General features: G+C 61.8%; 14 protein-coding genes. 12 read left to right on the forward strand and 2 right to left on the reverse strand.

Going from position 1 to position 14795, the window contains the following annotated elements; genetic code table 11:
• Positions 1–35 precede the first annotated feature (35 nt).
• The 8 genes from CAP13_RS02870 to CAP13_RS02905 all read left to right on the forward strand — a co-directional run bounded on the left by CAP13_RS02870 (position 36) and on the right by CAP13_RS02905 (position 9377).
• Complete coding sequence (locus CAP13_RS02870) at positions 36–1523, forward strand: glycoside hydrolase family 1 protein (protein WP_085830137.1); 1488 nt, start codon at positions 36–38, stop codon at positions 1521–1523.
• Between the two features lie 52 nt (positions 1524–1575).
• A complete protein-coding gene (locus CAP13_RS02875; RefSeq protein ID WP_085830138.1) occupies positions 1576–3036 on the forward strand; it encodes a glycoside hydrolase family 1 protein in 1461 nt (486 codons plus the stop codon).
• 171 nt (positions 3037–3207) lie between these two features.
• A complete protein-coding gene (locus CAP13_RS02880; RefSeq protein WP_085830139.1) occupies positions 3208–4155 on the forward strand; it encodes a DUF7916 family protein in 948 nt (315 codons plus the stop codon).
• Positions 4156–4366: 211 nt separating this feature from the next.
• The gene (locus tag CAP13_RS02885) at positions 4367–5020 is read left to right on the forward strand and encodes a ribulose-phosphate 3-epimerase (protein WP_085830140.1); all 654 of its coding nucleotides are present in this window, start codon (positions 4367–4369) and stop codon (positions 5018–5020) included.
• A gap of 1 nt (position 5021) precedes the next feature.
• Positions 5022–5489 carry a ribose 5-phosphate isomerase B gene (rpiB, locus tag CAP13_RS02890; RefSeq protein ID WP_085830141.1) on the forward strand — a complete coding sequence of 156 codons (468 nt, stop codon included), beginning with the start codon at positions 5022–5024 and terminating at the stop codon, positions 5487–5489.
• Between the two features lie 303 nt (positions 5490–5792).
• Entirely contained in the window at positions 5793–7160 is a 1368-nt protein-coding gene (locus tag CAP13_RS02895) for a PTS transporter subunit EIIC (RefSeq protein ID WP_085830142.1), read from the forward strand.
• Positions 7161–7249: 89 nt separating this feature from the next.
• On the forward strand, positions 7250–8179 hold the full coding sequence (locus CAP13_RS02900; protein ID WP_085830143.1) for a DUF7916 family protein: 930 nt from the start codon (positions 7250–7252) through the stop codon (positions 8177–8179).
• A gap of 187 nt (positions 8180–8366) precedes the next feature.
• Complete coding sequence (locus CAP13_RS02905; RefSeq protein WP_085830144.1) at positions 8367–9377, forward strand: LacI family DNA-binding transcriptional regulator; 1011 nt, start codon at positions 8367–8369, stop codon at positions 9375–9377.
• A gap of 535 nt (positions 9378–9912) precedes the next feature.
• On the opposite strand, the gene CAP13_RS09845 is transcribed toward CAP13_RS02905, so the two are convergent.
• Positions 9913–10149, reverse strand: a complete 237-nt coding sequence (locus CAP13_RS09845) for a hypothetical protein (protein WP_179184907.1) — start codon at positions 10147–10149, stop codon at positions 9913–9915.
• Between the two features lie 4 nt (positions 10150–10153).
• Between CAP13_RS09845 and CAP13_RS02910 the strand changes: the two genes are divergently transcribed.
• The 4 genes from CAP13_RS02910 (at position 10154) to ndk (ending at position 13760) form a co-directional block, all read left to right on the forward strand.
• Positions 10154–11479: an argininosuccinate synthase gene (locus CAP13_RS02910; protein WP_085830145.1), complete on the forward strand. Its 1326-nt coding sequence runs from the start codon at positions 10154–10156 to the stop codon at positions 11477–11479.
• A gap of 44 nt (positions 11480–11523) precedes the next feature.
• Positions 11524–11721 (forward strand): hypothetical protein, encoded by a 198-nt coding sequence (locus tag CAP13_RS02915; RefSeq protein WP_085830146.1) that lies wholly within the window; start codon positions 11524–11526, stop codon positions 11719–11721.
• Between the two features lie 70 nt (positions 11722–11791).
• On the forward strand, positions 11792–13189 hold the full coding sequence (gene argH, locus CAP13_RS02920) for an argininosuccinate lyase (protein WP_085830147.1): 1398 nt from the start codon (positions 11792–11794) through the stop codon (positions 13187–13189).
• 163 nt (positions 13190–13352) lie between these two features.
• Positions 13353–13760, forward strand: coding sequence for a nucleoside-diphosphate kinase (gene ndk, locus CAP13_RS02925; RefSeq protein WP_085830148.1), 408 nt, complete (start codon positions 13353–13355; stop codon positions 13758–13760).
• 170 nt (positions 13761–13930) lie between these two features.
• Here ndk and CAP13_RS02930 read toward each other — a convergent pair whose 3' ends face one another.
• Positions 13931–14665, reverse strand: coding sequence for an HAD family hydrolase (locus CAP13_RS02930; RefSeq protein WP_085830149.1), 735 nt, complete (start codon positions 14663–14665; stop codon positions 13931–13933).
• Positions 14666–14795 lie beyond the last annotated feature (130 nt).

Genomic DNA, 14795 nt, shown 5'->3' on the forward strand with positions numbered 1-14795 from the left:
GTCAGTGCAACTCATCTAATGAAAGGACGCAACGCATGTCATTCCCAGATGGTTTTCTGTGGGGCGGGGACATCTCCGCCGCGCAGATCGAAGGTGCATGGGACGAGGACGGCAAGTCGCCCACCGAGGTCGACTACATGGTGAGCGTGGACCGCAACAGCGCGCTTCGCTATGGGTACTACGAGATGCCCGATGGCACCGAGGGAACGATGATGCTCTTCTCCGGTCAGTTGCCCGCGGGAGCCAAGATGATCATCAAGGACGGGGTGAACTACTCCAACCATGTGGCGTCCGACTTCTACCACCATTGGAGGGAGGATCTCGCCCTGCTCGCCGAGATGGGTTTCAAGGCGTTGAACCTCACCATCTCGTGGGCGCGCATCTTCCCGACCGGTGTGGCGGGCGGTGTGAACCAAGCGGGCGTCGAGTTCTACCGGAATGTGCTCACGGAGTGCAACCGACTGGGCATGGAGCCCATCATCACGCTGTACAAGTACGACATGCCGTTCTTCTACATCTCCGACTGGGGTGGCTGGTCCAACCGCAAACTCATCGATGAGTTCGTCGAGTTCTCCCGTGTGTGCATGACCGAGTACCAGGGCCTATCGCACCACTGGATCACCTTCAACGAGCTCAATATTCTGAAACTCATGGAGCGGAGCAACCCTGATGTCGATCAGGCCGCACGTCAGCGTCTGTATGAGGAGGCGCACAACCAGATGGTCGCCGCCGCGCGCGTGGTGCAGCTTGGACATGAGATCGATCACGACAACCAGGTGGGCTGCATGATCGCCGGCACGTTCTGCTATCCTCTCACGCCCGACCCGGCAGATGTCGCCGCCGCGCAGAGGTACATGCGTGACACGATGTTCTTCTACGGCGATACGCAAGTGCGCGGCGCCTATCCCTCTTATGCGAAAAGTCTGCTCGCCTCGAATGGCGTGACGCTCGAGGTCTCCGACGAAGACGCTGCGGACCTCATGGCCGGCAAGGCGGACTTCTATGCATTCTCCTATTACAGTTCGAGCTGCGCCACCACGCATGCCGATGAGGGAGAGAGCGGCGCCGGCAATATGACGCAGCACGGCGTGAAGAACCCCTACGTGAGCGCGACCGACTGGGGCTGGCAGATCGACCCCGAGGGTCTCAAGACCGCGCTGAACATGCTGTCCGATCGCTATCCCGACACGCCGCTGCTCATTGTTGAGAACGGCATCGGCGCCATCGACACGCTTGAGGACGACGGCACCATCCACGATCCCTATCGCATCGAGTATCTGCGCGACCATATCGCCAAGATGGGCGAGGCCGTTGATGAGGGCGTGAACCTCATCGGCTACACCATGTGGAGTTGCATCGACCTGATCTCCGCCGGCACCGGTGAGATGCGCAAACGCTACGGTTTCGTGTACGTGGACGCGGCGGATGACGGCACGCCCCAGGGCAGCTTCAAGCGCTACCGCAAAGACAGCTTCCACTGGTATAAGTGCGTATGCGAGTCCAACGGCGCTGACCTCGGATAGCTCGCCAACTCATGTTCGTCAATTCGTTTTCGCTACAGCGAGGTATTTCATCATGTCATTTCCTGAGCATTTCCTATGGGGCGGTTCAATCAGCGCCGCCCAGGTTGAGGGCGGTTGGAACGAGGGCGGCAAAAGCCCCGTCCAGATTGATTACGCCGGTCCGGATGCCGGTATCGGGCACCGTCCGGTGTACTATCGCGCCGCCGACGGCGCCCGAGGGGTCATGCGCCAGTTCGACCGCCTTCCCGAGGGCGCACGCTACGAGCTGTTCGACGATGTGAGCTACACCAACCATGATGCCACCGACTTCTACCATCACTGGCGCGAGGATCTCGCCCTGTTCGCCGAGATGGGGCTCACCACGTTCAACACCACGGTGTCATGGGCGCGCATCTACCCGCAGGGCGTGGCCGGCGGTGTGAACAGGGAAGGTGTTGAGTTCTATCGACAGGTGTTCACCGAGGCGCGGCGCCTAGGTATGGACCCGGTCATCACCCTGTACAAGTACGACGAGCCCATCTATTTCGAGGAGACCTACGGCGGATGGGACAACCGCGCCATGATCGATGAGTTCGTGGCGTTCGCGCGCACCTGCTTCACCGAGTATCGCGGCCTCATCGACAAATGGGTCACCTTCAACGAGATCAACGTGCTCATGATGTTCGACCCTGAGAACCCACGGCGCATCGTGGAGACGCACAACCAGATGGTCGCCTCTTCCTTGGCGGTGCAGGCTGCTCACGAAATCGATCCCGAGCTGCGCGTGGGCTGCATGATCGCCGGTCAATGCTCCTACCCGTATACCTGCGATCCGGCCGATGCTCTCGCCAACCAGCAGGCCATGCAGGAGCGCTTCTTCTACTGCGCAGACACCATGGTGCGCGGGCGCTATCCCAGCTGGGCCAGGCGTGTGCAGGCCAAGCACGGTGCCGCTGACTTCACTTGCTCAGATGAGGATGCTGCTGTTCTCGCTGTCGGCAAGTCGGATTTCATGGCGTTCTCCTACTACAGCTCGGCTGTAGTGACCACGCACGAGCTCACGGACGATGAGGTGGCCGGCAACCTGTCCACCAGTGTCAAGAACCCCTACGTCAAGGCGAGCGCCTGGGGCTGGCAGATGGACCCCACGGGCTTCCGTTATTTCCTGAACGTCATGAATGATCGATACGATGTGCCGTTGTTCGATGTGGAGAACGGTCTCGGCGCAGTTGACGAGCCGGTTATCGAGGACGGCGAGCTGCGGATCCACGACACGTATCGCATCGACTACCTGCGCGATCACATCGCCAACCTCAAGGCCGCCATCGAGGAGGACGGTATCAACATATTCGGCTACACCACCTGGGGGCCCATTGATCTGGTGGCGTTCACAACGGGCCAGATCAAGAAGCGCTACGGCTTCATCTACGTGGATCGGCACGATGACGGCACAGGTGACTTCGCCCGGCACCGTAAGGACAGCTTCTTCTGGTACCAGCGTGTTATAGCCACGAACGGTGAGACCCTGGGGTAGGAAGTTCCGGCGTGGCGTTTCAGGCCACATGGTCCGGAGGCCACTGCTCGATAGGGAGGCTCGTTGCGTACGGGCCTCCTGTTTTCGGGTGCGGTGCAACGGTTGAGAGCTATCGTGCCCCAGCTCGCTTTCATGCAACTGTTAATCGTTTTGTACGTGAAAGGAGAGAGCATGTCACACGACATGATTCGTCTCATCTCGGCTTCAAAGCGTGATTTTGTGCATATGACCCCGGCAGATCTCAAGCTCTCCATTCAAAAGTCGGAAGGTCGTGCTGTCATGGGACAGCACTGTCTCATCAATGCGATGGGGGAGGGTCTTGTACAGCATGTGACCAACTCAGAGCTCATGTTCGCCTTCGGTGCGGATATGGTGCTCTTGAACGCCTTCGACTTCGATGACCCGTCCATGAATCTTGGCCTGCATGGCTTGAGCTACGCCGAGCTCAAGGAGCGCTGCGGTTACCGACCTATCGGCATCTATCTAGGTTGCTCGCCATATGTCGTGCCCAGTGCGCAAGATGAGGGGCGATATAACCCCATGGGCATGCACGCATCTCCCGAACACGTGGCGCAAGCTGTTGCGTGGGGCGTCGACTTCATCGTGCTCGGCGGTGATCCCGGAACGGGTACCAAGCTCGAGGACATCATCGAGACCACGCGCTGGATAAAGGAGCGGTATGGGGACGAGGTGCTCGTGTTCGCCGGCAAGTGGGAGGACGGTGTGACCGAGAAGGTCCTGGGTGACCCTACGGCTTCGTTCGACTCACGTGAGATGGTCAAGCGTCTGATCGATGCCGGTGCCGATGTGATCGACCTGCCGTGCCCTGGAACCAGGAGCGGCATCACCGTTTCGGACATCCGGGACCTCGTGACCCTCACGCACACGTATAAGCCCGGCACGCTCGCCATGGTGTTCCTCAACAGTTCAGTTGAAGGTGCCGATGTGGATACGATCCGTCAGATCGCACTGCTCATGAAGCAGACGGGCGCCGATATCAATGCGATTGGCGACGGCGGCTTCACCGGTATCTCGATGCCTAAAAACATCCACCAGCTCTCCGTGTCACTCAAAGGTGAGCAATACACCTATTTCCGTATGGCAAGCGCCAACCGATAGGGGTTGCAGCTGCCGGGCGCCCTCTTGGGTCGGATCAGGTGAAACGACCTGTTCGGTAAATTTGCGGTCTGTTTGAGTATACGTTTTCTCATCTCGTGGTATCATCAATTGCGTAAACGATTACCTACGTATTGTTCTGGCAATCGAACAGCGGTGGAGGCAAGACGCCATCGCCTGTCAACAGGTCATTCAACAGAAGGGAAGCACTGCCATGCTATTGTGTTCGAGCATGATGTGCGCAGACTTCGGCGCGCTGCGTGATGAGGTCCAGGTGCTTGACACCGCGGGCGTCGACATCTTCCATTGCGACATCATGGACGGCACCTTCGTGCCCAACATCACCATGGGGCTCATGGACGTGAAGGCGATCCGCGCCGCCACGGACAAGCCCATCGACTGCCACCTCATGGTCGAGAACCCGAGCGCCAAGGTGGATCTCTTCCTCGACGCCGGCGTCGACATCATCTACATCCACCCTGAGTCTGAGCGCTATGTGGTGAAGACGCTCGCGCACATCAAAGAGCGAGGTGCGTCCACTGGGTTGGTCATCAACCCCGATACCTCGATCGAGACCGTCTCAGAGATGCTCAACCTTGCGGATTACGTCATGGTGATGACCGTGAATCCAGGGTTCGCCGGTCAGAAGTTCATTGACTTCACCGCAAAGAAAATCGATCGCTTAGCGGCGCTCAAGGATGAGTATGGATTCAAGCTCATGATCGACGGCGCCTGCAGCCCAGCGCGCGTGCGCGAGTTTTCCGCACGGGGCGTGGACGGATTCGTCCTCGGCACCAGCGCGCTGTTCGGTAAGGGTAAACCGTATGCGGAGTGCCTCGAGGACCTTCGCCAGGGAAAGGATTATTGATATGAAGATCGGAATCGGCAACGACCATACGGCCGTCGAGCTCAAGAACATCATCTCCGAGCACCTGAAGGAGCGCGGCATTGAGGTCGTGAACTTCGGCACCGACAGCACGGAGCGCTTCAACTACCCCGTGTCCGGGTACCGCGTGGGGAAGGCCGTGTCGTCCGGCGAGGTCGACCTGGGGATCCTCATTTGCGGCACGGGCGTCGGCATCAGCCTCGCCGCCAACAAAATCCAGGGCGTGCGCGCGGTGGTGTGCTCGGAGCCGTACACGGCCAAGCTCTCGCGCGAGCACAACAACACGAACATTCTCGCATTTGGCGCCCGCGTGGTCGGCTCCGAGCTCGCGAAGATGATCGTCGATGAGTGGCTGGATGCGGAATTTGAGGGCGGCCGCCATCAGACCCGCATCGACATGATCGCCGAGATAGGGGAGACCCAGCATCTTGAGGCCGTAGACAAGGCGTAGTGCCCCCGCACATCATGTATTTCGGCGCCCCTGCCATGGTGTGGCGGGGGCGCTTTCGTGCGGGCCGCTTGCACGGTGCCGCGTTTGGTGGTGTCTGAATGCGGCTGTCGGAGGTGTGGGTAACGCAGGCGGGTAACCGTCTTCCCATCCGGTTACTCGGCGGAATATAGCCGTTCACCTGACGCCCCCATTGATTGAGTATACGTTTACCCAACATGTCGTATCCTTTGTTGTGTAAACGGTTACCCATTCAATCTGCGGAGTGGGCGCACGTTGGATGGGAGCCCTTGAAGGAGGTACACCATGAGTTCATACGACCAGCTCGCCTCCGACGTCCTCAAGGGCGTTGGCGGCAAGGAGAACGTGGCGTCGCTGGCGCACTGCGCCACACGTCTGCGCTTCAAGCTCAAAGACAGCGCGAAGGCGGACAAGGCCGCTGTCGAGAAGACCAAGGGCGTCGTTGCCGTGGTGGAGCAGGGCGGCCAGTTCCAGGTTGTCATCGGTAACACGGTCGGCGACGTGTATGACGCGATCGGGGCCCAGGGGGTCACGCTGGGCGGTTCGGTTGACGATGATGTGGTGAGCAAAGACGATCTCAAGGTGAAGGGCAAGGCCATCGACCGTGTGGTCGATCTCGTGACGAGCATCTTCACGCCGGTGCTTCCCGCCCTCATCGGCGGCGGTATGCTGAAGGCGCTCCTGATGGTTGCGACGACGTTCTTCGGCCTGTCGAATACGAGCGGCGAGTACATCATGCTCAACACGGTGGGGGATGCCATCTACTCCTCGCTTCCCATCGCGCTCGCGTTCACCTCGGCGCGCCGCTTCAAGGCGAACCCGATCATCGCCGTTATGCTCGGCATCGCCATGTGCTCAAAGGCCGTCGTTGGTGCTGACCCGCAGCTGGCCTTCTTCGGATTCCCCGTGGTCGGCCCCGCGCAGGGCTACGGCTCGACGGTGATCCCCATCATCGTGACGATCTGGTTCATGAGCGTCGTGGAGCATTTCCTCAACAAGGTGCTGCACCCGTATGTGAAGAACATCCTGAACCCCCTGTTCACCCTGCTCCTGGTGGGGCCGGCCATGTTCATGGTTATCGGTCCCGTCATGTCGCTGCTGCAGAACGGCCTCACGGACGCGTACACCTGGATCTACAATCTTTCCCCCATCCTCTGCGGCGCCGTCCTCGGTGGCCTCTGGCAGGTGCTCGTGGTCGTTGGCCTGCACTGGGGCATCATTCCCATCGGGCAGATGAACCTTTCGGCCTACGGGCGCAACACCATCAACGCGGTGACCGGCCCCTCGAACTGGGCGCAGGCCGGGGCCGCGCTGGGAGGGGCCCTGCGCTCCAAGAATCCTGACATCAAGGAGACGGCGTTCTCGGCTTTCGTGACCGGCTTCTTCTCCATCACCGAGCCCGCCATCTACGGCGTGAACCTAAAGTATAAGAAGCCGTTCTACATCGCAGTGGGCATGGGCGCGATTGCGGGCGCCATCGCGGGCTTCTCGAATGCCGCCGCGACGGCGGGCGGCCCTGTGGGTATCCTCTCCTTCCCGCTTTTCCTTGGTGAGGGCTTCGTCGGTTTCTGCATCGCCATGGTCGTGGCGCTCCTTGGAACCGCCATCCTCACGTACCTGTTCGGCTATGACGCCGTCAACGACCAAGGCTGAGCCTGCTTCCGACCGCTGCGGGCGCCGTTCGGGTGGGCCGCAGCGGCATTTGATAGTTGTGCCCCCTGGAACCTTCGAAAGGAATAATCATGTCCGATCGTGTTCGCCTGATATCCGCATCCGCCTCAGACTTTGAAGGCTGGGATGCCATGACGTTGAAGGAGTCGATCCGCATGAGCGAGGGGCGCGTGGTCATGGGCCAGCACCTGCTTTTCGCCAGCCAGGGCCTGGTGCGCGGCGTGACCAACTCCGAGCTTCTGTTTGCCTTCGGTGCTGACATGGTGATGCTCAACACGTTCAACTTCAACAACGAGGAGGATAACCCAGGACTCCAGGGCCTCACGTTTGCTGAGCTCAAGGCCCGTTGCCGACGTCCGATCGGCGTGTACCTGGGCTGCCCGGGGAAGAACGCGCCTGATCAGCGGAAGCTCTATGACCCTGAGGGCATGTTGGCGACGCTGGAGCACGTCGACCGTGCTGTCGAGATGGGTGCGAGCTTCATCGTGCTCGGCGGCAATCCTGGGTCGGGGACAAGCATTGAGGACGTGATCGCCACCACGGCATGGATCAAGGAGGGGTATGGCGACCGCGTCCTGCTTTTCGCGGGGAAGTGGGAGGACGGCGTGAACGAGCGCGTGCTCGGCGATCCGCTGGCAGACTACGATGCCAAAGATGTGATCCGTCGGCTCATCGACGCCGGTGCAGATGTGATAGACCTGCCGGCGCCCGGCTCCCGCAACGGCATCTCGACCCACATGATTCAGGAGCTCGTACAGTACGTGCATACCTATAAGCCCGGTACGCTGGCGATGACGTTCCTGAACAGCTCGGTTGAGGGCGCGGACCCCGATACCGTGCGGCTGATCGCGCTGAAGATGAAGGAGACTGGCGCGGACATCCACGCGATCGGAGATGGCGGCTTCGCGGGGTGCACGAGTCCTGAGAACGTGCAGCAGCTTTCGATCTCGCTCAAGGGCAAGCCGTACACCTATTTCCGTATGGCGAGCGTCAACCGGTAGCGGTTGCCGTCTGAGCGAGGGGCGGATGCGGGCGGAGTCCGATGGGTTTACCCGCGGGGCTTCGCCCGCTCTTCATATGCAGCGGGGCCGCTCGGGAAACGAGTAATCGTTTCCTCAAAACCGTTTATACTATGATTCCAAGAGGTGACCGGGGCTATGGCCGGTCTAGATCGATCGGGAGGCAGCGATGGCATCGGGCAGGCCGTCTATACGCGATATCGCACAGCTGGCAGGTGTCTCGGTTGCAACCGTTTCCCGCGTCATAAACGATAATGGCAGGTTCTCCGAGGAGACCAGGAAGCGGGTCCTGAAGGTCATCGACGAGAGCGGCTACGTCGCCAACATGGCGGCGCGCAGCCTGCGCAGCTCGAAGTCAGGCAATATCGGCATGATCGTGCCGGACATCTCAAACGACTTCTTCTCGAGTGTCGCACTTCATGTGGAGCGCGAGCTGGCAGGGCAGGGCTATTCCGTATTCGTGTGCAACAGCGGCAATGACGCGGAGCGCGAGAAGAACTACTTCCGCACCCTCACGAGCAAGCTCGTGGACGGCATCATCTGCATCAGCGGCTTGAATTCGCTGAACGCCGATCTGCTGACCTCCCGCATCCCTGTGGTCTGCGTGGACCGGTATCCCGATAGCGCGCGGTTTGTCCCGCGCGTATCCTCTGACGATGTCAAGGCCTCGCGGATGGCGACCGAGCATCTGATCGACCGTGGCTGCAGGCACATCCTGTTCATGTCGAGTTTCACCGTCGACTACGGTCGCCGTGACCGCGAGGCCGGGTACCGTGAGGCCCATGCAGCCCATGGCCGGGCGCCGAAGGAAAGCGATCTCATCTATATCACCGGTGCGAAACCGAGCATGGTGGAGGCCGAAGAGCTCATCACGCGCTACCTCGACGAACATGGCTGCGATTTCGACGGCATCTTCGCCTCGAGCGACCATGCGGCCGTGGGGTGCCTGAACGCCCTCCGCACAGCCGGCATCGATGTTCCGGGGCAGGTTCGCCTCGTGGGGTACGACGACTCCGTGTACTCACGCCTTACTTCCCCGCAGATCACGAGTGTGCAGCGCCACACTGACCAACTCGCCGCGCGCGGTTGCGAGGCGCTGCTCACCCTCCTGTCCGGCGAGGTTCCCCCGCTCGAGACGTTCGTTCCGACGGAGCTCGTTGAGCGCGAATCCTCGCGCTAGAAGCCGACTGTGGCCAAAACCCACAACTTCTTGGGCAAAAGAGGGCCTATATCTCAGCTCCTGGCCTCGCTTCTTAAGCTTGGTGCATAACTGAAATTATGCTTCACCGTCGAGAGAATACATATAGTTAGTCGTGTTCAGGCTCCTGTTGCCTGTGAATGCCCAAGAAGTTGAGGTTTTTGACCATCTTGTCGGAAAAGCATGAAAGACGACACGCACATCTAGAAAGGAGACTCTCGTGCGGGCATGGGCCTGCCGATGATGGAGCGCATGTCGCGACCTGCAAGAACACGTGCGGAACCGCTGCAAGAAACGGGAAGCCGCCAACGAGCGTTCCGCCAATTCGCATCCACGCCTTGTAATCCACGCGAAACATTTCAAGATTCCCAACCGCATCCGCGCGCCGTTCACGTATCATGCCTTCCAACGCGTACGCATCCCGCGTCGCGTCCCGCACGGGCGGGCATTCGGTTTGGAGTCGCTTTGCAGAACGAGCTGGCAACATATGAGAGCATGATGGTCCAGGCCATCCTTCTCAGCCAGAACGCTGCCGATAGCGCCGACCGACGCCGCCGCGCGATTTCTCGACGACGATAACGTCGCCCAGCTTCGCGAAGGCATCGGCCTTCACCGGGTCCACGTTTGGTTCGTCGAGGATTTCCGACGGACCATTTTTTATGGGCGTCGGGCCTTTCCCACAACGAAATCTTCCGATCGCGCATCGCGCGCCTTCGTGGCTCATCCGGGTACCCATCATGAATCGAAAGGACATCCCCATGAGCAACGCAACCGCACCCCAGACCGTATCCGACAAGCAGAAGGTCGTGCTCGCCTACTCCGGCGGCCTCGATACCTCCGTCTGCATCAAGTGGCTCCAGGAGGAGAAGGGCCTCGACGTCATCGCCGTCCTTGGCAACGTGGGCCAGGAGCACGACGGCCTTGAAAAGATCAAGGAGAAGGCCTTCTCGCTCGGTGTCGTCGCCTGCGAGGTCGTGGACATGGAGCAGGAGTTTTGCGAGGACTACCTCACCTGCGCCATAGCCGCCAACGCCATGTACGAGAACAAGTACCCGCTGCTCTCGGCCCTCTCCCGGCCGCTGATCTCGGCGCATCTCGTCGCGGCCGCCCACAAGCACGGTGCCACCTGCGTGGCCCACGGCTGCACGGGCAAGGGCAACGACCAGGTCCGGTTTGAGACCTCCATCCTCGCGCTCGATCCCTCGCTCACGGTGATCGCACCGGTCCGCGAGTGGGATCTCGGCATGCGGCCCGATGAGATCGCCTATGCGAAAGCACATGGCGTGCCGGTGGGGGCGAGCATCGAGAAGCCGTACTCCATCGACGACAACCTTTGGGGCCGCGCCATCGAGGCTGGCGTGCTTGAGGATCCCTGGGCCGAGCCCCCGGCGGACATCTGGACGATGACCGCCGCGCCCGAGGACGCGCCTGACACCCCCACCTATGTGGAGATCGGCTTTAAGGGGGGCGTTCCGGTCAGCCTGAACGGGGAGCACCTGCCCCTGCCTGAGCTCATCGGAACCCTGAACGGGATCGCCGGCGAGAACGGCTACGGCCGCATCGACATGATCGAGAACCGCTACGTGGGCCTCAAGTCCCGCGAATGCTATGAGGTGCCGGCCGGTCTCGCGCTCATCAATGCCCACAAGGCCCTCGAGGACCTGACGCTTGAGCGCTCCGTCCTCCACTACAAGCTCGAGCTCGAGCAGGCATGGGCCGACCTCGTCTACAACGGCCAGTGGTTCAGCCCGCTCAAGCAGGCCTTCGATGCCTTCATGGCTTCGACCCAGACGCACGTGACCGGTGAGGTCAAGCTCAAGTTCTACAAGGGCTCCTGCGTGGTGGTCGGCCGCAAGAGCGCCTGGTCGCTCTACGACCTGAACCTCGCCACCTACGACAACGACGACGCCTTCAACCAGACGGATGCCAAGGGCTTCATCAACATCCAGGCGCTCTCCATCAAGACCTGGGCGCTCAAGCAGGCGTCTGCGGCATCGGTGTCCGCGGCGCCTCATGCTTCGGCTGCGGCAACGATGCCCCTCACGATGGGCTCCGCCGGCCCCCTTCACGCCGCAGCGCGCTAAGCCACCCTGTTGCCAGCTGCGAAGAACTCGAAAGGAACGGAAGCATGTTCAAGACATACATTGATGTGAAAAAGGCTGAGCAGATCCCCTCAACGTTGAAGGGATGGTGCGACCAGGGGCATAAGGGCCCGCACGCCCTGGTCGCCGATCTGTGCGTCCCACCGGTGCCGGAGGTTGATATGGGGTGTTCCCTGAAGGAGTACCGGCACGCGCTGGGCACGGCGGCGTACGCCATCTCCTGAGCCCTGCCGTTTTCGTAGGTGTAGGCCGCCGGCGATGCAGCCGCCGCGTGACTGAGAAAGGACTGCGCACATGGCACTATGGGGAGGACGGTTCGAGGCGGGCGTCGCCGAGGGGACCCAGGAGTTCGGGGCGTCGCTGCCGGTCGACCGCCATCTGTACCGCGAGGACATCGCCGGCTCGAAGGCGCATGCCTCGATGCTCGCGGCCCAGGGAATCCTGAGCGAGGAGGATCGCGACGAGATCTGCGATGGCCTCGACGCCATCCAAGCGGATATCGAAGCGGGGGAGTTCACCTTCGACATCCGCGATGAGGACATTCACATGGCGATCGAGAGCGAGCTCACGCGCCGCATCGGCGAGGCGGGCAAGCGCCTGCACACGGGGCGCTCCCGGAACGATCAGGTGGCAACCGACACCAGGCTCGCGGCAAAGCGACTCAGCCGTGAGATGATGGAGGCCACGCTCGAGCTCCGCCGGGCCCTCGTGAGCGCAGCCGAGGCCCATGCCACGGCGATCCTGCCGGGCTACACCCATCTGCAGCACGCCCAGCCGGTGCTCCTCTCTCACCACCTGCTTGCGTACGCGTGGATGTTCCACCGCGACTTCCACCGCCTGCACGAGGCCTACCGCGCCGCCGATGTCTCGCCACTCGGCGCCGCGGCGCTCGCCGGCACGAGCTACCCGCTCGACCGCCGCATGGCCTCCCTCTCGCTCGGGTTCTCCGACGTGGTGCCCAACTCGCTCGACGCCGTATCCGACCGCGACTTCCTGCTCGACCTGCAGTATGCCGGTTCGGTTACGGCCATGCACCTCTCGCGTCTCGCCGAGGAGATCGTGCTCTGGAGCAGCTCGGAGTTCGGCTTCGTGACCCTCTCGGACGCGTTCTCCACGGGTTCGAGCATCATGCCACAGAAGAAGAACCCGGACTTCGCCGAGCTCATCCGTGGCAAGACCGGGCGCGTGTACGGCAACCTCGTCCAGCTGCTCGTGACCATGAAGGGACTGCCCCTCGCCTACAACAAGGACCTCCAGGAGGACAAGGAGGGGATGCTCGACACCGCGGACACCATCATCAAGAGCCTAGGGGTGATGGCGGGCATGGTGGGCACGGCGACCTTCAATGAAGACGTGATGCTCAAGGCGTGCGAGACCGGCCACCTTGCCGCCACCGACGTGGCAGATTACCTCGCCAAGCGCGGGATGCCCTTCCGTGAGGCCCATGCGGTCGTGGGGCATCTGGTCCTCACCTGCGAGAAGCGCGGATGCGGCCTCGCCGACCTCACCATCGACGACTTCAAGGCGGCAAGCGACCTGTTCTCGGACGACATCGTGGGAGCGCTCGACATCCCGAGCATCGTGGCGGCCCGGGTGACCGAGGGCGGCACCGCCCCGCATGCCGTCGAGCAGCAGGCGAAGCTCGTGCGCCACTCGCTCATCACCGAAGAGGCCGTGCTCGCGGGGCTGTAGGGCAACGGGTTGGTGACGGAGCCTCGGCGAGGGCTCGTTCGAGCCTGCCTGCTCGTCATAGGGCGGCCATGATGTTGCCCCATGCGTACGATCCATCGGTTTCAGGCGTCCGGATGTTCGCTTTGCTAAACTATGGGGAACGCCGACAACCGAAAGGAGCGTCATGGCAGCAATTGAACGCACTTACTCCATGATCAAACCGGATGCCGTTCGCGACCGCCACATGGGCGAGATCATCACGCGCATCGAGCGCAGCGGTCTGGTCATCGAGCGCATGGAGCTTGCGCAGGTGACCCCCGAGCAGGCCGCCGAGAACTACCGCCACCTCGCGGACAAGCCGTTCTACCAGGATCTGATCGATTTCATCACCAGCGGCCCCGTTGTGAAGATAGTGGTCGCGGGTCCTGCGGCGGTGCGCAAGATGCGCTCGCTCATGGGGGCAACCGATCCCCTCGAGGCGGCTCCCGGCACGATTCGCGGCGACTTCGCACTGGATGTCAACTCCAACGTCATCCACGGCTCCGACAGCCCCGAGAACGCCGAGCGCGAGATCAAGCTGTTCTTCGACTAAAACGCGTCGCCCCGGCGGCGCGTTTTTCTTTGTCCCCCTATATATATGTGAAGTGAACCGAGGGTGGGCCGGCGCGCGCCCGACTCGGGCGCAATCGCGAAAAACCTGAGCTTGCGGCGCGCGGGGCTCACTCTCGGGCCCGGTTGGGCGGGGCCACGGTAGGGCGCACCTCAACTGGCTGATTCGAACCCCTCGGCCACCTCATCGAAGCTCTCAGCAAACTCCGCCATGGTCCCCGTCCAGATCGCCCGCTCGGGCGCCCCCTTGCCCACGTAGGCGGTCCTCAGCCCGCATTCCGGCTCGGGGAAATCTCGCTTGGGATCGTTGCCCACCATCAGGACCTCAGCAGGGGAGAGGCCGAGTGCCTCCAGGCTCTCATGGTAGTACGCGGCATCCGGCTTGCAGTGCCGGCTGTTCTCCATGGTGGTGACAAGCTCGAACGGCATCTCATCGAGGCCGCCCCAGCGCATGCGGCAGGCGATGCAGGTCTCGGAGAAGCTCGGGTTCGTGAGGAGGGCAACACGGAGGCCGCGGGCGAGCACGGCGTCCACCGCCACGGCGGCCCCTGGCATCTGGCGGGCGCGGATGATTCGGTCATTCCTCGTCGGCAGGACCTCGCGCTCATAGTACTCGATCATGTCGCGAATCACGGGATCGGCAAGTACCACGCCGGTGTTCCGTTCGATTGCCTCGTCGAAGACCTCGCGATTGGTGCGGGCGCCGTCCCGGCCCGCCTGGTTGAGCTCCATCAGGGCGCGGGCGTAGCCGGCGAGCACGGGCCAGGTGCGACGACGGCCCGCATCGGCGAGGAGCGACGCCTCGTCACGGGCGAGCATGACGACGAATGCGTTTAAGTTGATGTCCAACAGCGTGTCGTCCATATCGAACGTGACGGCCTTCAGCATGGATTCGCTCCCCTCGGGTACACCCGTCAACCCGTTGCGGGCCAACGAGCCCATCGTACCCGTTCCAGCGGGGAGGTCCTCTCGGGCTCCCCGACCCGGACGGCGCGAGAGGGGGTTGTACGCTTTTCAA

The organism is Collinsella vaginalis (genome assembly GCF_900176655.1).
Classification (GTDB): domain Bacteria; phylum Actinomycetota; class Coriobacteriia; order Coriobacteriales; family Coriobacteriaceae; genus Collinsella; species Collinsella vaginalis.